Origin of the sequence: Mucilaginibacter sp. NFR10 (assembly GCF_900100445.1) — a bacterium.
GTDB lineage: Bacteria > Bacteroidota > Bacteroidia > Sphingobacteriales > Sphingobacteriaceae > Mucilaginibacter > Mucilaginibacter rubeus.
Genome location: NZ_FMTV01000010.1, coordinates 19,024 through 38,150 on the forward strand (window position 1 = coordinate 19,024; position 19,127 = coordinate 38,150).

Below are 19,127 nucleotides of genomic sequence, written 5' to 3' on the forward strand. Positions count from 1 at the left end.
TATGGGTAATGTGTTATGGCCTAAAAATGTTTTATTATTCAGTTAATAATTATTTAAGGTTTAATAAACCCAACCAAATGCCCGCGAATGCTTAATTTTGTACCCTTTAAAACACGCACGCTATGTACAACACACTAAAGCCGGTTTTACAGCAGGAGCTAACCGAAATTGAAAATGCCGGGTTATACAAAAAGGAACGGATCATCACTTCGCCCCAGGGCGCCGATATTACGGTACAGGGTGGTGCCGAAGTAATTAACTTTTGCGCCAATAACTATCTCGGTCTATCGGGCAATGCCAAAGTGATTGAAGCCGCCAAAGCTGCTATGGATACCCATGGCTACGGTTTATCATCTGTACGTTTTATCTGCGGTACACAGGATATTCACAAAGAGCTTGAAAAAAAGATAGCCGAGTTTTTAGGCACTGAAGATACCATTCTTTATGCGGCAGCTTTTGATGCCAACGGCGGCGTGTTTGAACCTTTGTTCAACGATCAGGATGCCATAATTTCTGACGAGTTGAACCATGCCTCGATCATTGACGGTGTGCGCCTGTGTAAAGCACAACGCTATCGTTATAAACACGATGATATGGCCGACTTGGAAGAAAAATTAAAAGCTACCCAGGAATTGCGTCACCGAATCATCGTTACTGATGGCGCTTTCAGCATGGACGGCACCATTGCCCAGTTAGATAAGATCTGCGACCTGGCTGATAAATACAACGCGCTGGTCATGATCGATGAGAGCCATTGCTCGGGCTTTATGGGCAAAAACGGTCGTGGTACGCATGAGCACCATAACGTTATGGGCAGGATTGATATCATCACCGGTACATTAGGTAAGGCCTTGGGTGGTGCGTCGGGCGGTTTTACATCGGGCCGTAAAGAGATCATTGACATGCTGCGCCAGCGTTCACGCCCGTATTTGTTTTCGAATACTTTAGCTCCTGCTATTACCGGTGCCTCAATAGCGGTATTGGATATGCTAAGCGAAACCACAGAGCTTCGCGATAAACTGGAAAGCAATACGCAATACTTCCGTCAAAAAATGACGGAAGCAGGTTTTGATATTAAACCCGGCGTACATCCTATAGTCCCGGTTATGTTATATGATGCCAAGCTGGCCCAGGAGTTTGCTGCAAAAATGCTTGACGAAGGTATTTATGTAATAGGCTTTTACTATCCGGTAGTACCGCAAGGTAAAGCAAGGATCAGGGTACAGATCTCGGCAGCGCATGATATGCACCATTTGGATAAAGCTATTGCAGCGTTTACTAAGGTGGGTAAGGAACTGGGAGTGCTTAAATAGTCGTATATTTGCTGCCCTACGCACAAATATCAATCTATAACAGCTATCTCCTTAGCCACCAATAATCAGGGAGCAGAGATAACAACAAAAAGAATTACAAACAATACATTATAATGCAAGCTCAGATAGACCAATATACCGCCGAGATCAATGCTTTTTCGCCAGCTAATGCTGATGAACTGGAGGCGTTCCGTATTAAATTTTTAGGCACCAAGGGTATTATTAAAGACCTTTTTGAGCAGTTTAAAAGCGTTAGTCCGGAAGAGAAACGCACTTTCGGAAAGGTACTTAACGAGTTTAAACAACTGGCCGAGGCTAAATATAACGAGCTGAAGGAAAATGTTACAGCGGATACGGGCTCTGCAAAATCCGAAATCGATCTTACTTTACCCGGTGACGGTTTCACTGTTGGCTCACGCCACCCGTTATCGTTGGTGCGTAACGAGATCATCGATATTTTTAAACGTTTAGGCTTCGTTGTTGCCGAAGGCCCGGAAATTGAAGATGACTGGCATAATTTCTCGGCCCTGAACTTCCCCGAAGAGCACCCGGCACGTGACATGCAGGATACCTTCTTTATTAAAAAGAATAATGGTAAAGATGATATTGCGCTGCGTACCCACACCTCATCTGTACAGGTACGGATGATGGAAGCCGGCAAACCACCGTTCCGTGCAATTATGCCGGGCAGGGTTTATCGTAACGAGGCTATTTCGGCCCGCGCGCATTGCTTTTTCCACCAGGTTGAAGGTTTGTATGTTGATGAGAATGTATCTTTCTCTGATCTGAAACAAACCCTTTACCACTTTGTGCAGGAGCTTTATGGCGAAGGTACAAGGGTACGTTTCCGTCCGTCATACTTCCCGTTCACCGAGCCATCAGCCGAGATGGATATTTCGTGTACCATTTGCGGCGGTGCCGGTTGTAACATGTGTAAACACAGTGGCTGGGTGGAAATTTTAGGCTGCGGTATGGTTGATCCTAACGTTTTGGAAAACTGCGGTATCGACAGTAAAAAATATACAGGCTTTGCCTTTGGTATGGGTATGGAGCGTATCGCCAACTTAAAATATGTAATCCGCGACCTGCGCCTGTTTTCAGAAAACGATGTACGTTTCCTTAAACAGTTCCAAACTGAAATGTTATGAGGAAACTCACTATAATATTATTGGTAGTTATCGGTTGCTTTTCGTGCGGAAAAGCAACCGATAATGTACCGAGTGTACCTGTTAATTTCCAGGCCGCATTGGGCACACCGGCATTGAGCCCCCTTAACGTTGCGGGCGGCGCGGTGGCCGTTAATGGTTATGGTGTGTCCGGATTGATCATTTACCGTAAAGTGAACGGCACTTATGCGGCCTACGACCGGTGTAGCAGCTATCAGCCCGAAAAAAAATGCGCCGTAACAATTGACAATACAGGCTTTACGGTAACCGATCCCTGCAGCGGTTCAAAGTTTAGCCTTGAAGATGGCACACCGGTAAAAGCCCCGGCCACAAAGGCATTAAGAACCTATAGGGTAGCTGTTACCCAGTTTGAAATTCAAGTAACTAATTAATGGAAGCCGATAAAATAAAAGATAGTATTAAGCGGGCGGCACAGGAACTTTTCCGCAAATTCGGGTACCATAAAACCAGTGTTAACGAGATTGCCAAAAAGGCAAAAATTGCCAAGGCAACCATCTATAAATACTTCGATAGCAAAGAGGCCGTATTACACGTACTGCTGATGGACTACATTAAAGCCAGCGTTGACGACCTGGTACAAAGCAATTGGAATGATATTGATGAAGAGGTTTATCTCAATAACCTCATCATGAAAACCTGCCGCCTCTCCTATACTGTTTGTAACGAGTTTATCGGCTGGGATTTCATCCGAGAGTCAACTAACTCACAGGATTTTTTAAAGAACCTATCTAACGAACTGGAAGAACTGCTCATGGCATCGTTTATCCAATTGCCCGGCATCCGCAAGCACGAAACTTACCAACAGCGCTTACGCTTCCTGATCAAGTGCAGTAAAAGCATCGTGTTTAGCTTTGCATTTACTTCGGTAAGTGATTCGGATGTGCGGAAAAATTTTGTTTCTTTTCAGAAAGAGATCCTGCCCTATCTGGTTAAGGCGGCGGTTTCGGTTTAAGTAGCTAATTGGCGGCACATTAACAGAATATTGTGCAAGACATTATGAATATATCCGTTACTAACATATAAAATATGACAGTTGCCCTCATCATCAAAAACGGATAACTTATCCCATTCTTTTTTATTTCATGTTTCTATTGGTTTGAAAGGCCTCTATTTTAGCAATATTCTGAAAATTGATTCTGAAAATATTTTCTCCGCTACAACCTATCACCTGTTTCGTACAAAGTAATGTCCATTGGTTTGAAGATTTAGTAAAGAAAAGCACCGGGATCCCGCTCAAACCTGCTATTAAATTAGATTTCAGGTATAATTTAATCGGTTCTGAAAGATCGTTGAAAAAAGATGTATGGTCATCTAACATTGTACAAATCTCATGTTTGTCAGCTTTCCACATTATTCTATTCAACATATATTCATCGGTCTTTTTCATCAGCAATAAAACTATCAAAAAATGGTGATCTGGTACATATCATTAAAGAAGAGAGTTTCTAATCCTAAAAAAATCGACAATTACTTTGAAATACAAAGTACTTTACATTATATTTGTCACAGGCTTAAGCAAAGCCTTTCTTTTTAATCAGAAACTTTGAAATACAAAGTACTTTATACCCAAGCAATCATGATAGAGGAACAATCACCAAAACAAACAACATTGGGCTGGCTCAGGGAGTCGGCAACATTTAAATTGATCTTTATCGGGCTATTGGCGCTTTTACTCTTAATTCCATCAGCCTTCGTCCAAAACCTGGTAACCGAACGTGCAGTCAGACAGGGTGAAACGGCCAAAGAGGTATCAGAAAGCTGGTCGGCCAGCCAGATTATCAAAGGCCCGATATTGGTTATCCCTTATAAAAAAGGAATAAATATGACCGATACAGCTAAGCAGACGCTTATAGAAAACCTGTACATTTTGCCCGACAACCTTCACATTAAGGCAGGCCTTACAACACAGCTTAGGCACCGGGGTATTTTTGACGTGGCGGTATACAATACGCAGGTAAAAGTAAGCGGTAATTTTGCCAGGCTTGATCTCTCCTCACTCGGTATAAATATAAACCAGCTTCTTTTAAACAAAGCCAGGTTTGAATTTAGTGTGAGCGACCTGAAAGGTTTGAAAAGCAACCCGGTTATAAAAACAACTCAACCCACACTTAGCGCCGAACCTTCATTTGAATCCGTATTTGGCAATGGTTTGCAGGCCGGTGTTGACCTTTCAGCAATAAACAATAATGAAATTCCATTTGATTACACGCTTGATCTGAAAGGCAGTGAAGGATTAAGCTTTTTACAAATGGGTAAAACTACCGATGTGCGGGTAAATGGCAACTGGAGCAGCCCGAGCTTTGATGGCAATTTCCTCCCCGATGATTCTAAAGTTGATACCGGCGGCTTTAGCGCCGGCTGGCGTATGATGTATTACAACCGGCCATTCCCGCAACAGTGGACCGGTCAGCAAAAAACGTTGGATAACGACAAAAAACTGGAAGAGGCCACTTTTGGTGTAAAACTTCGTCTCCCGGTTGACCAGTACCAGAAAACCATGCGTACCAGTAAGTATGCGATATTCATTATCCTGCTTACCTTTATCTCCTTGTTTTTAACCGAGGTTATCCGCAAACAACCGATACATATGTTCAATTACATACTGATTGGTGCGGCTATGGTTATTTACTACACGTTGCTGTTGTCGTTTTCTGAGCAGGTTGGCTACAACATGGCTTATCTTATTGCTTCTGTATCAACCATAGCACTTATATCCATATTTATATCATCCCTGCTCAAAAACGGGAAGGCGGCGTTACTGTTCGCTTTTATTTTAGCGGTGTTTTATGCCTTTATTTTTGTCATCATTCAACTGGAAGATCTTGCCTTAATGGTTGGCAGTATCGCGCTGTTTATCATTATAGCCGTGTTGATGTACTTTTCGCGCAAGATAAATTGGGATAAAAATTAAGCACTATACACATTAATCAGCAAAGGTTTCAGAAATCTTTGCTGATTATAAATTAAACCTTATACCAATTTGGTTTTTAGTTTAAAATTTACTATGTTAGCATAGTAAATTTTATTTTATGAGCCGCGAACTAACAGAACTTTCCGACCTGATTGATGAGCAATTTGAGATAGAAGATATTACCGTTGACGATAATATGGTTAACTATCTGCTAAGTTTATTTGCTTAGAGATCCTGCTTAAGATCGTAACGTCTTTTAAAGGCGACCGGCTTTCTTTTGTCTCTCCTCTCCCATTTTCAGGATTAAATAAATAGGGTTAACTTTGCAGCCTGATGAGTAAAGCTAACAAACCAAAGTTTTTTGAAAACGTACAGATCATTGATATTGCCGAAGAAGGCAAAGGTGTAGGCAAGGCAGATGATTTTGTTCTTTTCGTAGATAAAGCCGTACCCGGCGACATTGCCGATGTACAAGTGTACCGGAGTAAGAAAAACTTCGGCGAAGGCAAGATCACCGAATTAAAACAAGCTTCTGAATACCGCACACAAGCTTTTTGCGAGCACTTCGGCACCTGCGGCGGCTGCAAATGGCAGCACATGACTTACGAAGCACAACTTAAATTTAAACAAAAGTCAGTTGTAGATGCCTTAAGTCGCCTGGCTAAGATCAACGTTGAAGGTATCATGCCTATCGTGCCTTCGCCGGCCGACAGATATTACCGCAACAAGCTTGAATTTACCTTCTCCAACAAACGCTGGCTTTACGATGGTGAAAACAAAGAAGATGGTACACTGAACATGAATGCTCTGGGTTTTCATATTCCGGGCAGGTTTGATAAGATCCTGGACGTAAACCATTGCTATCTGCAGGCTGAGCCCTCCAACAGTCTGCGTAACGAGATCCGTGATTTTACCATTCAACAGGGTTATACGTATTACGATCTGCGTAATCACAGCGGTATGCTCCGCAATTTGGTTGTACGTACCTCATCAACCGGCGAGATCATGGTGATTGTAGTTTTCGCTTACGCAGAACAAAGCGAGATTGATAACCTGATGAGCCACATTGACGCCCGTTTCCCGGAAATAACTTCATTGTTATATATCGTAAACCAGAAAAAGAACGATACTATTTTTGACCAGGATGTTGTAGCCTTTAAAGGCCCCGAATATATCCACGAGGAAATGAATGGCATCAAGTTCCGCATAGGGCCTAAGTCATTTTACCAGACCAACTCTGTACAGGCACTTCGTCTGTATGAAATAACCCGCGATTTTGCGGGCTTTAAAGGCGATGAATTGGTTTATGACCTTTACACCGGCGCCGGCACCATTGCCAACTTTGTTGCCGGTCACGTGCGTGAAGTTGTTGGTGTTGAGTATGTACCAACTGCTATTGAAGATGCTAAGGTAAATTCGGCCATTAACAATATCACCAACACCAAGTTTTATGCGGGTGATATGAAAGATGTATTGGTGGCCGATTTCGTAGCTGAGCATGGCAAGCCGGATGTGATCATTACCGACCCACCACGTGCAGGCATGCACCCTGATGTAGTAGCCCGCTTAATGGAAATTGAAGCTCCTAAAATTGTTTATGTAAGCTGCAATGCCGCCACCCAGGCCCGTGACCTGCTGGTGCTAAAAGAAAAATATGATACGGTTAAAATTCAGCCGGTAGATATGTTTCCGCATACCCAGCACGTGGAGAATGTGGTGTTGCTTGTTTTGAGAGATTAGAGGTTAGAGGTTAGAGATTAGTTTTTCTTAGCGTATGGTTCATTGTTGATAGTTCATAGCTATGATGTTTAAGAATCGGTACGATCACAAAAACAAATCGGTGTAATCCCAAAAAAATCAACGAAATCAGCGTAATCAAAAAAATCAACGGTCATGAACCCTGAAGAACTGCTTAACGAAGGAAATGAACGCAACAAACCGGCGGCTGATAGTCCGCTGATAAGTTTGGAGCGTGACCTGAAATATTTTAACGACTCAATTAAAGAAATAGCCGAAGAGATCATTAACGAAGGACTCTCTTCCTACCCTATTTTCATAGCTCATCAGCACGAACTTAGTTTAGGCGAATTAATCCTTGATCGTCATGATTTAAACTCGGAATGGAGTATTCATGCTTCTACATTGGAAGAATTTGTAGAACGAGACGTTATAAAGCCTGTACTGAAAGAACGCTTTGTTAACAGCTACAAAGATCCGTACCAATTTATGTGCGTATTTGTAGTGGTTCCCGAAGGCGCAAACTTTGTGTTTTTCCCTTACGCTAAGTAAGTTTTATTTATATAAATTTGAGACGTGCGGGAAATAAACCTAATGTAGTTTTATCACCATTCCGCATAAAAGCTCTTTTAAAAAGAGCAACAAATAATGCTGATAAAAATGCCTGAAAAAAAGCTTCTCATATTAAATAAGCAACAGATCCAGCAAAAGCTCGACAGGATGGCCTACCAGATACTGGAGGACAACTTTGACGAGGATGAAATATTGATAGCCGGTATCCTGCCGCGTGGCAACCACATTGCCGAGCGCCTGAAAACCATCCTCGATGGCATTGCGCCTTTCAAAAGCCGCCTGCTTACTATCGAACTTGAAAAACAAAGCAGCAGCTTAAGCGCCAATATTGATTTTGAGGTAGAAGAATGCAGTAATAAAGTGGTGATACTGGTTGATGATGTGCTGAACAGCGGTAAAACCCTTGCTTACGGCTTTGGTGTATTTTTGGATGTTCCGCTGAAAAAGCTCCGTACCGCGGTATTGGTTGACCGCAATCATAAAAGTTTCCCTATCACTACGGATTTTGCCGGTGTAGCCCTTTCAACCGTTATCAAAGAGCATGTTGATGTAGTGCTTGACGAAGAAGATGGCGAAGAGGATGCGGTTTATTTGAGGTAAGATACGATACATAAAACGATGTCATTGCGAGCGATAGCGTGGCAATCGCACGTAAGCAAATCCGCCCTGTATAGCATGCGGTTGCTTCGTCCCTCGTAATGACATATTAATATTATTATACCCCCAACGCCTCTTCCAGCTTCTCAACCGACATATCTATCCCTTCAACGATGTTGCTTGCCTGCAGGTAGAAACCTTCACGCTCGGCCAGTTTGCCGGTGATAAATTCTACCAGTTCATCGCCTTTTTTCCCTTGCAATACCGGACGAATGGTTTTGCTGTTCTCCAACCTGTCGGCCAGGGTTTTGGGAGATAGTTTTATGTAGAGGGTTTTACCGTTGGCATTCATCCAATCCATGTTATCAAAAAAACAAGGCAATCCTCCGCCGGTTGATACCACGGTATTTTCGGCATATTCAGTTTCTTTCAATACCTGCGATTCCAGTTTACGGAATGCATCCTCGCCAAATGAGGAAAAATATTCGGCTATGCTCATGCCTGCTTTGGCTTCGAGCACATGATCAAGATCAATAAATTCGTAGCCCCATTTGGCGGCAAGTTTGCGGCTCCAGGTTGTTTTGCCACACCCCATAAAGCCCACAATAAAATATTTCATAAAAATTTCTTCAGCTTAATTTTACCCGAGGGTCAATCCAAACATAGATAACATCCACCAGGATACTGATCACCACAAATATAAACGCGATAAACAATATAGAGCCCATCACCACCGGAAAATCCGACATTTCCAAAGCATCAACAGTAGCTTTGCCTAATCCGTTATAACCAAAAATGTATTCCACAAAAAACGAACCTGCCAAAAGCGACGCAAACCAGTTGGCAATGGCGGTAATTACCGGATTCATGGCATTTTTAAGCGCGTGACGATAAATAATCGTCCGGTTACTTAATCCTTTCGCTTTGGCAGTTCGGATGTAATCCTGCCCCAAAACATCGAGCATGGCGTTACGGGTAAGCTGCACAATGATAGCCAATGGCCTTAAGCCTAAAGTGATAACCGGTAATATTAGGTTTTTAAGTGTAATCACTTCGCCTTTAAACGGATCATAGCTATACAAACTGCCCGACATGTTTAAATGCGTGTAATTGCTGAGCACAAAACCAAAGATCCACGCAATGATAATCCCGGCAAAAAATGACGGAGCCGAAATGCCTAATGTAGAAAAGCTAATAGCCAGCTTATCAATCCAGGTGTCTTTGTTTACAGCACTTACTACGCCTAAAAAAACACCGATAATAATAGCGAAGATCATGGCAGCCGCGGCAAGCACCAGTGTATTCGGGATCACTTCCATCAATAATGAAGCTACATCTTTACGGGTTTGGTATGAACGCCTTAAATAAGGCCATTTCAACGCCAGCACTTTGCTTTTGCTCACCGGGAATAGTTTTACATAGCCGTAGCGCTGTTGCTCGTCAGCCGCATTAAGATGGATACCTAATGGGGAAAGATCATTCAGATAATAGGCAAATTGCACCGGTACCGGTTTATCCAGCCCAAACTCTTTGCGTACGGCCTGAAGCGATTGTACGTCGGCACGCTGTCCCTGGGTCATGCGGGCAGGGTCGACAGGTAAAATATTGAACAGGAAAAAAACAACAAACACCACCCCCAGCATTACTGCCAGCCCGTACATTAATTTGCGGAGCAGGTAGGGGATCATTTGGTTATTTCTGTAAGTATTCCTTTACTATGTCTTCGTATTTAGGCACCGAATGATAATGCCATTTATTAATAACGGTGCCATTCTTAATTAACAAAACGCCCGGATTGGAACGCACCATTGATTTCAGCGGAACACCATCTGCATAAAAGATTTCGCTGATCAGCTTATGCTCTTTGGCAAACGCTTTGGCATCGGCTGCGGAATTTGAGGTGAGCAGTACGGTACGGATATTATAATTATCAGTCAAATTAATGGCCAATGCGTTTAAGCGATTGATCGCATCTTTATCTGTTTCGCTCAAATCATAGGCTACAATGAACAGGCTATAAAAAGGGCTCGAAAGTAATTCTTTGGTATAGTCGTTCCGCTGTTCATCCTGGATAGCCAGGTCACGAATTTTAGGCTCATATCCCTTTTTCACCAGGCGGTTTTCCGGGTCACCAACAACTTCCCAACTGGCGTCCTTCCAGATATTACTTTTAAGGTATTCCTTATCGTTCATCACCCTGGTAGCGCCAGTCTTTTTGTTTTTGAGGTGATAGGTAAGTTCAAACTCGTCAAGAGGTGCACCGGGCGGGATCTTCATTTCGTCGGGCAGGCTAGCACCTATTTTGTATGGCAGAAAATCAATGACCGGCGAAAAGTTGTAGGTGTATACGCCGAAGCCAACCGAAACTACGGCAGCGCATATCAACCACTTATCGCCAACCTTCGCGCTAAATAATGGCTTAATTTCTTTGCGCTTTACAAACAATACCAGCACCAGAGCAAGCAAAACCATATCCTTACTGAAGGACTGCCATGGTGTTAAGGGAATGGCATCGCCAAAGCAGCCGCAGGTTTGCACCACTTTAAAAAAAGCCGAGTAAAAAGTTAAAAAGCCAAAAAAGATAATCAACAATAACAAGCCCCAGGCAACCTTAACAGCGCGGGCACCTATTAGTAAAGCGAAACCCAGCAACATTTCAAGCGCGCATAACACAATAGCCATCGTAAGCGCAAGCCCATTGAGGAAAGTCATATGAAAAACCTCAAAATACTCAACCAGCTTATACGAAAAGCCCAGCGGATCATTGGCTTTGATCGCTCCCGAAAATATAAACAATAAGCCCACCAATAAGCGTGGGATCCATATTACAGCGCTATTTGATGATGTATTTTTCATAAGCTTTATTTGCCCAGATGTATATTAAGCTTGATCAGCGCGAAAACGGCATAGTTCAGCATATCCTGGTAATTGGCTTTTACACCTTCTGAAGCTTCTGTAAGGCCCTGATTATCTTCTATCTGTTTTACGCGGAGCAGTTTCATCAGTATCAGATCTGTCAATGAACTTATGCGCATATCGCGCCATGCTTCGCCGTAATCATGATTTTTGGCAAACATCAGCTCTTTGGTTTCATTCACCTTCTCGTCAAACATCTGGCTCACATGATCAGGGTTAAGCTCGGTCGACATTTCGGGGCCGCATTCCAGCTGCATCATGGCTATCACACAATAGTTAACAATGCCGATGTATTCGCCGGTGATATCATCCCCCACTTTTGAAATTTTCTTCTCTTCTAAAGTGCGGATGCGCTGGGCCTTGATAAAAATCTGATCGGTAATGGATTGCGGACGGAGGATACGCCATGCGGTGCCGTAGTCGCGGGTCTTTTTCATGAAAAGGCCTTTACATATATTAATTACGCCTTCGTATTCTGCTGCTGTATTAGTCAAAAGATGCTATGTTTTGTTTGTTGTAACGTTGTAAAGCTTAAATGTTGGAAGGTTTTGAAGCCTGCGCCTGTAAAGTTAGTTAACTTTGCCGTATTATAACTTTGCAACACTTAACTAACCGTGACTAAAAATACATTTTTCCGTAAAAAAGTTACACTTAATGCCGGGGGCCGATTGATTGATCTTTCATCACCAAAAGTAATGGGCATTATCAATATAACCCCCGATTCGTTTTTTGCCGATAGCCGCAAACCCGGCGTTGATGAAGCCTTAAAACAAGCAGAAAAAATGCTGACTGATGGTGCAACATTTTTGGACGTCGGCGCGTATTCATCACGCCCCGGAGCGGTTGATATTTCAACACAGGAAGAAACAGACAGGTTATTGCCTGTTGTTGAAGCTATTGCTGCCCAATTCCCGGAAGCTATCATGTCGATAGATACTTTTCGGGCAAAGGTTGCCGAAGCGGCAGTAAAAGGCGGCGCGCATATTATCAATGATATATCAGGCGGCATGCTTGATGGTGACATGTTTGCTACTGTTGCCCGCCTGCAAGTGCCATATATTTTGATGCACATGAAAGGCACACCGCAAACCATGAACCAACTGACCGAATATGATGATGTATTTCGCGAAGTGTTTGATTATTTTCTCTCGAAATACAGCGAATTAAAACGGCTTGGCGTACATGACGTGATCCTCGACCCGGGCTTTGGCTTTGCCAAAAAAGCGGAGCATAGCTATGAACTGATGAGCCGGATGAATGAATTTAATATGTTGGGTTTACCGGTGCTTACTGGTATCTCCCGTAAAAGGATGATCTACGGTTTACTGGGGAATACGGCGGAAGAGGCGTTGAATGGTACTACAGCTTTAAATACTATTGCATTGACGAAAGGTACCAATATTTTGAGGGTACATGATGTGAAAGAGGCCGTGGAGGCGGTGAAGATTTGGGAGGCTTGCCAGATTTGAGCTACGGCGGCCGGGAGGGCCGCTTGATAGTTTGGCACTCGGCAGGAGTCGAGCGCCGGCGCCTTTTGTTTATTCCCCAACATACACCACGCTGACGCTCGGCTCCTGCCGAGTGTCGACTATTTCGCGGCCTCCCGGCCGCCGCAGCCCAAACAATTAACTGCTACTCGTCAACCTTAAACACAGAATCAGGGTTAGCGCTACTATACACATAAGCTACAGGATCGTTAACGATCATCGCTTCAACCGGGTTATTATGGATATAATCTGCCTTCTGATCAAATACTTTGGCAGTTATTAGTTCAGTAGGATGCATGGTTTTTTGCCAAAATTGATATTCGCTGTTTTGTTGAGTGCTGTTCGCGAAGTACCTGAACATATAAAGCAGCCATTCTTTTCTGCTTTCCGTATAGCTATTAGTTATCAATGCTATAATACGCTTAGCTGTATAACTTTTGAGGTCTCTTATAATTTGCGGAAGTTTTGCTTCCTCCCATTCAATAATCAAATGAATATGGCTACTCATTATACAATAAGCATACACCTTTAAGCCCTTGTTTTTTCTGCAAAATTCCAGGTTATTTAAAAACTCTTCGCAATATTCAGACCGGGTGAAAATATCTATCCAGCCAACTATCGTGAGGGTTACGAAAAACGGGCGATCTGTATTGGCTTTTCTGAATTCTGATATGATTTAGGTTTGATTTTAGGCTTTGACTACGGCCGCCAGAGGCCGCTTGATAGTCGATACTCGGCTGGAGCCGAGCATCAGCGTGTTTTTTTTATATATTTTTTTATTATTCCGCCACCGCTCGGCTCCAGCCGAGTGGTAACTATCCCCAGGCCTCCGGCCTGCTACTCGCTATAACAACTTTATATTTTTCTTGCTTCTTAATTCTTAAAGTCCTGATTCTGAAAAGCCCCCTCCATCATTTTCAAAATAGCGTCCACATATTCCCTGTCATTAGCCAGGCGTGGTACCTTATGCTGACCGCCCAATTTTCCTTTTTCTCTCATCCAGTTAAAGAAAGTACCATCAGGTGCGCGGCGTACTATCGGGCGGCGCAGTGCAAGGTCTTTAAAACGCTTGGCATCGTAGTCTGAATTGATGCGGCGCAGGGTTTCATCCAACAGGTCAACAAAACGTTCAAACTCGGCCGGCTTCTTTTCAAACTCAATGATCCACTCATGGGCACCGCATTCATTGCCGTTAAAATAAACAGGAGCTGCCGTGTATTCCCTGATAACGGCACCGGTTTGTGAACAGGCTTCGTCCAATGCACGTTCGGCATTGTCAATGATTACCTCCTCGCCAAAGGCATTGATAAAATGTTTGGTACGACCTGTGATCTGGATCCTGAACGGCGAAAGCGACGAAAACTTAATGGTATCCCCTATCATGTAGCGCCACAGGCCCGCATTGGTTGATATGATGAGCGCGTAGTTTTTGTTCAGTTCCACCTCATCAAGGGTAAGCGTTTCAGGGTTTTCATCGTGAAGGTTTTCGATCGGTAAAAACTCGTAAAAAACACCGTAATCAAGCATCAGCAGCATATCGCCGGGCTCTTTGGTATCTTGTATGCCGAAGAAGCCTTCGGAAGCGTTATAATTTTCGAGGTAATACATATCCTCGTGAGGGATCAGCTTTTTAAACTGCTCGCGGTAAGGTGTAAAATTCACCGCGCCATGGAAATACATTTCCAGGTTGGGCCAAATTTCAAGCAGGTTATTTTTGCCGGTGATCTCCAGGATGCGTTTAAACAGCACCAGGTTCCAGGTGGGTACCCCGCTGATACTGGTAACATTAACATCCTTGGTAGCATGGGCTATCTTCTCAATTTTTTCCTCAAAGTTTTCGAGCAGGGCGATGTCTAAATGCGGTGTACGGTGAAATTCGGCCCACATGGGCAGGTTTTTCATGATCACCGCCGAAAGATCTCCAAAGGAAGTATCCGGACTTAACTGACTGATCTGGTGACTGCCTCCAAGTGTTAGGATTTTCCCCGTAAACATACGCGCGTTAGGCTGATTATTAAAATAAATGGTGAGCAGGTCTTTACCACCTTTAAAGTGGCATTCTTCCAATGCTTCCTCACTTACCGGGATAAATTTGCTTCTGTCGCTGGTAGTGCCTGATGATTTGGCAAACCAGCGGATCTCTGAAGGCCACAGTACATTTTTTTCGCCTTTGAGCATCCGCTCAATGTAAGGCTTTAACGTATCGTAATTTTGTATGGGGACACGCTCCTTGAACTGGTTCAGGTTTTCGATACTTTTATACTGGTATTTTTTTCCCCACTCCGTGTTTTCGGCAACCGATACCAGTTGCTCAAACCATTCTTCCTGCACTTCATTAGGGTACTTCATAAAAAGCTCTATCTGGTGGATACGCTTTTTCATGAACCAGGTAAATACGGAGTTAAAGAGGGTCATAGGGTTATTATTGAGGAAAAACCTTTCTTTTAAGCACAAAGTTTGCCCCAAGATACACTTTCCTCACCATTTCATTCTCAGCCAATACCTCGGGCACGCCTGATTCTAATATTTTACCTTCAAAAAGCAGGTATGCGCGGTCGGTGATCGATAGCGTTTCCTGCACGTTGTGGTCGGTTATTAATATACCGATGTTGCGGGTACGCAGTTTAGCCACCATCGCCTGGATCTCCTCTACCGCAATCGGGTCAACCCCTGCAAAGGGCTCATCAAGCAAAATAAAGTTAGGCTCAGCAGCAAGCGCGCGGGCTATTTCTGTACGGCGGCGTTCGCCGCCCGATAGCAGGTCGCCCCGGTTTTTACGCACTTTGTGCAAGCTAAACTCATCGATCAGTTCTTCCAGCTTATCTTTTTGCTTTTCTTTAGACATATCGCCCATTTCAAGCACGGCCTTGATGTTATCCTCAACCGAAAGCTTCCTGAATACCGATGCTTCCTGCGCCAGGTAGCCTATGCCCTTTTGGGCACGGCGGTACATGGGGTCCTGGGTTATGTTTTCATTATCCAGGTGAATAGTGCCTTCGTTAGGTTTTATCAAACCTACTATCATATAAAATGATGTGGTTTTACCCGCGCCGTTAGGCCCAAGTAAACCAACAATTTCGCCCTGTGCCACATCAAAAGACACGTCGTTAACAACGGTACGCTGCTTGTATTTCTTAACTAAATTATCTGCTCTTAGTATCATTTTTTGTCTGAACCATGATTTATGGGACTCATGGATTACCCTGATATTTAACCGTTGATGATTTTGATTTTGCTGATTCTGTTGATTAAAATTTCAGACTATGAACCATGATCTATCAACCATGAACCAAGCCAACTAATCTCCAATCACCAACCTCTAATCTCCAAATCGTATCCCCTTCACATTCAACTGTATGGTTCTTCTTTCGCGCCAAACATTTTCTTCTATCGAATAGCACATTTCGAACGGAACACCCGGCCTTAATTGTTCCAGGTACTGGCCGTGGTTAAAGGCTATGCAATCAAATGCTGCCGATCCTTCCTGCATTACGCTCATTTTAATGTGCGAGCCGCCAACCAAACCCGCGTTACCACTAACATACACATTTTTACTTATGAAAACCGGCGCCATATTTTCGGGCCCGAAAGGAGCAAATTGGCTCAGGATCCTGAAAAATTTTGGTTCTATCTGGCTTAAACGTAATTCGGCGTCAATTTGTATTTGCTGTATCAATTGTTCGGGTTTTATGGTAGAGCTTACCACCTCTTCAAACCTTTCAATAAAAGCTTCAAGGTTTTCGGGGGCCATGGTAAGGCCGGCCGCATACTTATGCCCTCCAAACTGGATCAGCAGGTCTTTGCAGCCACAAAGCGCTTCATACAAATCATATCCTAAAACAGAACGAGCCGACCCGGCTACATGCCCGTTTGAACGGGTAAGCACAATGGTTGGTCGGTAATATTTTTCGGTTAGTCTTGAGGCAACAATACCGATAACACCTTTGTGCCAGTCTTCATTAAACACCACGGTCGATTTACGGGCAATCAATACCTCATCGCTTTCTATCATGCCAAGCGCTTCGTCGGTAATGTTAAGATCGTGCCCTTTTCGCTCGGTGTTACGCACATTGATCATGGCGCTTTTTTCTTTGGCAACGTCTTTATCGGTAGCTATCAGTAATTCAACCGCATGTTTGGCGTCGTCTATCCTGCCGGCTGCATTAATGCGCGGACCCAGCGAAAATACTACATCTGATATAGTATATGTCCCTGTCTTGCCTGCTATCTCCATTAAAGCTTTAACGCCTATACACGGATCGGTATTTATTTTTTGCAGGCCGAAGTGTGCCAGCACCCGGTTTTCGCCGGTGATATGAACTATATCACATGAGATGCTGATCACCACCAGGTCGAGATAGCAGTTTACTTCTTCAACCGGGATATCATTCTTTTCGGCATAGGCCTGGATCAGCTTGAAGCCAATGCCGCAGCCGGATAATTCCTTATATGGATATTCGCAATCTTCGCGTTTGGGGTCAAGCACCGCTACCGCGTTCGGGATAGATGCTCCGGGTAAATGGTGATCACAGATGATAAAATCAATGCCTTTTTCATTGGCATAGTCAATTTTATCAACTGATTTAATGCCGCAGTCCAGCGCTATGATCAGGGTAATACCGTGCTCAGCAGCATAGTCAATTCCCTGGGTAGATATCCCATATCCTTCTTTATAACGGTCGGGGATATAATATTCAATATTGGTATACAACTTTCTGAAGAAACTGTAGGTTAGCGCGACAGCTGTGGTGCCATCCACATCGTAATCACCGTAGATCATGATCTTTTCGCCTGTTGTCATAGCCTGCTCAATACGGAGGATGGCCTTTTCCATATCCTTCATCAGGAATGGGTCATGCAGGTGCCGGTGATCGGGCCTAAAAAAATAGCGGGCATCTTCAAAGGTGGTAATACCACGCTGCACAAGCATAGCGCTTAGTACGGTATCAATGTTGAGTTGGGCGGCTAATTTTATTACATCATCATGGTTTGTATTATCCTTTAGCGCCCAACGTTTATTCATATCTTTGCAGCTTGAAACAGTAAATATACTTATGCTCTGTTAAAGAGCCAAAGGTACATTCAAAATCTGATACTACGTTTACTATGGAATTTTTTGCTTTAGGTGAGGGCTCATATTCGGTTGATGCAACCAAGAAATTTATCCCGTTCAATCCCGAAACCGATAACCCCAAAGATCGCCCGGCTTCGTTGTTTATTCACGTTAACCCCTTCCTCATCAAAACAAAAACCGATCTGATTGTATTGGATACCGGTCTGGGCTTTAAAGATACCCGCGACGAGCTCATGCTGCACCAAAACATCCGTAATGCGGGTTTCGATCCGGATGACGTAACCCTGGTGATGATGTCGCACCTGCATTATGACCACTCTGGCGGTTTGGTAGTTGAGCGGAACGGTAAATTAGTACCCAGCTTCCCGCAGGCCGAACATGTGATCAATAAACAGGAATGGGAGTTTGGGATCAGCGGGAAAGGCTCATCATACCATGTTGAAATATTTGAAGCATTACAGGCCGGAGCTAAGATAACTTTCGTTGAAGGCAGCGGTGAGTTTAAACCAGGGATCAGGTATGAACATTCGGGTGGTCATTGCCCGGCGCATCAGGTATTTTGGTTTGATATAGAAAGCGAAAAAGTATTTTTTGGCGGTGATGAGCTTCCCGAACCAGAGCAACTGTTGAGGAAATTCATAGCCAAATACGATATGGACGGCCGCAAGGCTATGATGCTGCGCGAAGAATATGGTAAAAAGGCTGCCGCCGAAGGATGGAAATGCCTGTTTTACCATGCTAAATCATTCACTATCGGAACCGTTGAAACAGAAGGAGACCATTTTAAGGTTAAACCGGCTTAATTTTCGGCAGCTACCTCAAAAAGTTCTTTTATCTTTTCAACGTTGAGCGGCTTGGAGATAAAATCTTTAACCAACGGATATGAACGCGCTTTGTTAATATCGTTGCTGAAAACAGATGATGAAATAATATAGATCTTGCTTTTGCCCAGGGGATCGAGGTTGAGGCGCTTATACTCATCCAAAAATTCCCAGCCATTCATAATGGGCATATTAATATCAAGCAAAATATAATCGGGTAGTTTATTAGGGTCTTTTCTCTGGATATCAGAAAGTTGCTCAATCGCATATTTTCCGTTCAGGCAGGCCATAATTTCTGTATTAAGTAAAGCTTTCTTTATCAGTTTTATGGAGATAAAGTTATTTATCTCATCATCATCAACCAGCAATACACTTATGGCTTTATTGTTAACATTCATATCTAAAATTTAAGCGCGTTGTTTTATACGAGACCACAATTCAAAAGGTTATATTCCTTATAGTTGTAAATTATAAAAAACAATACATTAAAACGGCTCCGCAACGTGAATAT

The 19,127-nt window shown here is 43.4% G+C and carries 19 protein-coding genes; 10 read left to right on the plus strand and 9 right to left on the minus strand.

All coding sequences use genetic code 11. The annotated features are described in order from the left end of the window. Positions 1–122: 122 nt before the first annotated feature. The 8 genes from kbl (at position 123) to BLP33_RS24550 (ending at position 8,321) form a co-directional block, all read left to right on the plus strand. Complete coding sequence (gene kbl / locus BLP33_RS24510; protein WP_090534150.1) at positions 123–1,313, plus strand: glycine C-acetyltransferase; 1,191 nt, start codon at positions 123–125, stop codon at positions 1,311–1,313. 113 nt (positions 1,314–1,426) lie between these two features. After that, positions 1,427–2,461, plus strand: coding sequence for a phenylalanine--tRNA ligase subunit alpha (pheS, locus tag BLP33_RS24515; protein WP_175490108.1), 1,035 nt, complete (start codon positions 1,427–1,429; stop codon positions 2,459–2,461). Beyond that, positions 2,458–2,871 (plus strand): Rieske (2Fe-2S) protein, encoded by a 414-nt coding sequence (locus tag BLP33_RS24520; RefSeq protein ID WP_090534154.1) that lies wholly within the window; start codon positions 2,458–2,460, stop codon positions 2,869–2,871. Before pheS ends, BLP33_RS24520 begins: the two co-directional genes overlap by 4 nt. Then, a complete protein-coding gene (locus tag BLP33_RS24525; protein ID WP_090534155.1) occupies positions 2,871–3,452 on the plus strand; it encodes a TetR/AcrR family transcriptional regulator in 582 nt (193 codons plus the stop codon). The genes BLP33_RS24520 and BLP33_RS24525 overlap by 1 nt, the downstream gene beginning before the upstream one ends. A 591-nt stretch (positions 3,453–4,043) precedes the next feature. Continuing rightward, positions 4,044–5,411, plus strand: coding sequence for a cell envelope integrity protein CreD (creD, locus tag BLP33_RS24535; protein ID WP_254780260.1), 1,368 nt, complete (start codon positions 4,044–4,046; stop codon positions 5,409–5,411). Positions 5,412–5,744: 333 nt separating this feature from the next. Further along, positions 5,745–7,151, plus strand: a complete 1,407-nt coding sequence (rlmD, locus tag BLP33_RS24540; protein WP_090534160.1) for a 23S rRNA (uracil(1939)-C(5))-methyltransferase RlmD — start codon at positions 5,745–5,747, stop codon at positions 7,149–7,151. Between the two features lie 153 nt (positions 7,152–7,304). Beyond that, positions 7,305–7,700, plus strand: coding sequence for a hypothetical protein (locus BLP33_RS24545; RefSeq protein WP_090534162.1), 396 nt, complete (start codon positions 7,305–7,307; stop codon positions 7,698–7,700). A gap of 108 nt (positions 7,701–7,808) precedes the next feature. Continuing rightward, positions 7,809–8,321: a phosphoribosyltransferase family protein gene (locus BLP33_RS24550; protein ID WP_090534299.1), complete on the plus strand. Its 513-nt coding sequence runs from the start codon at positions 7,809–7,811 to the stop codon at positions 8,319–8,321. 115 nt (positions 8,322–8,436) lie between these two features. On the opposite strand, the gene BLP33_RS24555 is transcribed toward BLP33_RS24550, so the two are convergent. From BLP33_RS24555 to BLP33_RS24570, 4 genes are read right to left on the minus strand one after another with little or no spacing between them, the layout of a single operon-like run. After that, positions 8,437–8,937: a shikimate kinase gene (locus tag BLP33_RS24555; RefSeq protein ID WP_090534163.1), complete on the minus strand. Its 501-nt coding sequence runs from the start codon at positions 8,935–8,937 to the stop codon at positions 8,437–8,439. 10 nt (positions 8,938–8,947) lie between these two features. Next, positions 8,948–10,006 (minus strand): ABC transporter permease, encoded by a 1,059-nt coding sequence (locus BLP33_RS24560; RefSeq protein WP_090534165.1) that lies wholly within the window; start codon positions 10,004–10,006, stop codon positions 8,948–8,950. A 4-nt stretch (positions 10,007–10,010) separates the two neighbouring features. Further along, a complete protein-coding gene (locus tag BLP33_RS24565; protein WP_090534167.1) occupies positions 10,011–11,174 on the minus strand; it encodes a BT_3928 family protein in 1,164 nt (387 codons plus the stop codon). Between the two features lie 5 nt (positions 11,175–11,179). Further along, entirely contained in the window at positions 11,180–11,671 is a 492-nt protein-coding gene (locus BLP33_RS24570; protein ID WP_090534301.1) for a DUF1599 domain-containing protein, read from the minus strand. A 177-nt stretch (positions 11,672–11,848) separates the two neighbouring features. Here BLP33_RS24570 and folP point away from each other — a divergent pair, with 177 nt between their 5' ends. Beyond that, positions 11,849–12,703 carry a dihydropteroate synthase gene (gene folP, locus BLP33_RS24575; protein ID WP_090534169.1) on the plus strand — a complete coding sequence of 285 codons (855 nt, stop codon included), beginning with the start codon at positions 11,849–11,851 and terminating at the stop codon, positions 12,701–12,703. A gap of 163 nt (positions 12,704–12,866) precedes the next feature. On the opposite strand, the gene BLP33_RS27750 is transcribed toward folP, so the two are convergent. The 4 genes from BLP33_RS27750 to recJ form a co-directional block, all read right to left on the minus strand. Beyond that, positions 12,867–13,397, minus strand: a complete 531-nt coding sequence (locus tag BLP33_RS27750; RefSeq protein WP_371328331.1) for an REP-associated tyrosine transposase — start codon at positions 13,395–13,397, stop codon at positions 12,867–12,869. Between the two features lie 197 nt (positions 13,398–13,594). After that, a complete protein-coding gene (locus BLP33_RS24585) occupies positions 13,595–15,136 on the minus strand; it encodes a GH3 auxin-responsive promoter family protein (RefSeq protein WP_090534172.1) in 1,542 nt (513 codons plus the stop codon). Positions 15,137–15,143: 7 nt separating this feature from the next. After that, positions 15,144–15,884, minus strand: coding sequence for an LPS export ABC transporter ATP-binding protein (gene lptB, locus BLP33_RS24590; protein WP_090534174.1), 741 nt, complete (start codon positions 15,882–15,884; stop codon positions 15,144–15,146). A 156-nt stretch (positions 15,885–16,040) separates the two neighbouring features. Continuing rightward, positions 16,041–17,744: a single-stranded-DNA-specific exonuclease RecJ gene (gene recJ, locus BLP33_RS24595; protein ID WP_090534176.1), complete on the minus strand. Its 1,704-nt coding sequence runs from the start codon at positions 17,742–17,744 to the stop codon at positions 16,041–16,043. Positions 17,745–17,827: 83 nt separating this feature from the next. Between recJ and BLP33_RS24600 the strand changes: the two genes are divergently transcribed. After that, positions 17,828–18,598 carry an MBL fold metallo-hydrolase gene (locus tag BLP33_RS24600; RefSeq protein ID WP_090534178.1) on the plus strand — a complete coding sequence of 257 codons (771 nt, stop codon included), beginning with the start codon at positions 17,828–17,830 and terminating at the stop codon, positions 18,596–18,598. Here BLP33_RS24600 and BLP33_RS24605 read toward each other — a convergent pair. Further along, positions 18,595–19,014, minus strand: coding sequence for a response regulator (locus BLP33_RS24605; protein WP_090534180.1), 420 nt, complete (start codon positions 19,012–19,014; stop codon positions 18,595–18,597). The two genes, BLP33_RS24600 and BLP33_RS24605, sit on opposite strands and share 4 nt — an antisense overlap. Positions 19,015–19,127 lie beyond the last annotated feature (113 nt).

Coding starts and splice junctions, on each gene's coding strand:
- kbl (WP_090534150.1), top strand. CDS start 123: ATGTACAACACACTAAAGCCGGTTTTACAGCAGGAGCTAACCGAAATT.
- pheS (WP_175490108.1), top strand. CDS start 1,427: ATGCAAGCTCAGATAGACCAATATACCGCCGAGATCAATGCTTTTTCG.
- BLP33_RS24520 (WP_090534154.1), top strand. CDS start 2,458: ATGAGGAAACTCACTATAATATTATTGGTAGTTATCGGTTGCTTTTCG.
- BLP33_RS24525 (WP_090534155.1), top strand. CDS start 2,871: ATGGAAGCCGATAAAATAAAAGATAGTATTAAGCGGGCGGCACAGGAA.
- rlmD (WP_090534160.1), top strand. CDS start 5,745: ATGAGTAAAGCTAACAAACCAAAGTTTTTTGAAAACGTACAGATCATT.
- BLP33_RS24545 (WP_090534162.1), top strand. CDS start 7,305: ATGAACCCTGAAGAACTGCTTAACGAAGGAAATGAACGCAACAAACCG.
- BLP33_RS24550 (WP_090534299.1), top strand. CDS start 7,809: ATGCCTGAAAAAAAGCTTCTCATATTAAATAAGCAACAGATCCAGCAA.
- BLP33_RS24555 (WP_090534163.1), bottom strand. CDS start 8,937: ATGAAATATTTTATTGTGGGCTTTATGGGGTGTGGCAAAACAACCTGG.
- BLP33_RS24560 (WP_090534165.1), bottom strand. CDS start 10,006: ATGATCCCCTACCTGCTCCGCAAATTAATGTACGGGCTGGCAGTAATG.
- BLP33_RS24565 (WP_090534167.1), bottom strand. CDS start 11,174: ATGAAAAATACATCATCAAATAGCGCTGTAATATGGATCCCACGCTTA.
- BLP33_RS24570 (WP_090534301.1), bottom strand. CDS start 11,671: ATGAAAAAGACCCGCGACTACGGCACCGCATGGCGTATCCTCCGTCCG.
- BLP33_RS24585 (WP_090534172.1), bottom strand. CDS start 15,136: ATGACCCTCTTTAACTCCGTATTTACCTGGTTCATGAAAAAGCGTATC.
- lptB (WP_090534174.1), bottom strand. CDS start 15,884: ATGATACTAAGAGCAGATAATTTAGTTAAGAAATACAAGCAGCGTACC.
- recJ (WP_090534176.1), bottom strand. CDS start 17,744: ATGAATAAACGTTGGGCGCTAAAGGATAATACAAACCATGATGATGTA.
- BLP33_RS24600 (WP_090534178.1), top strand. CDS start 17,828: ATGGAATTTTTTGCTTTAGGTGAGGGCTCATATTCGGTTGATGCAACC.
- BLP33_RS24605 (WP_090534180.1), bottom strand. CDS start 19,014: ATGAATGTTAACAATAAAGCCATAAGTGTATTGCTGGTTGATGATGAT.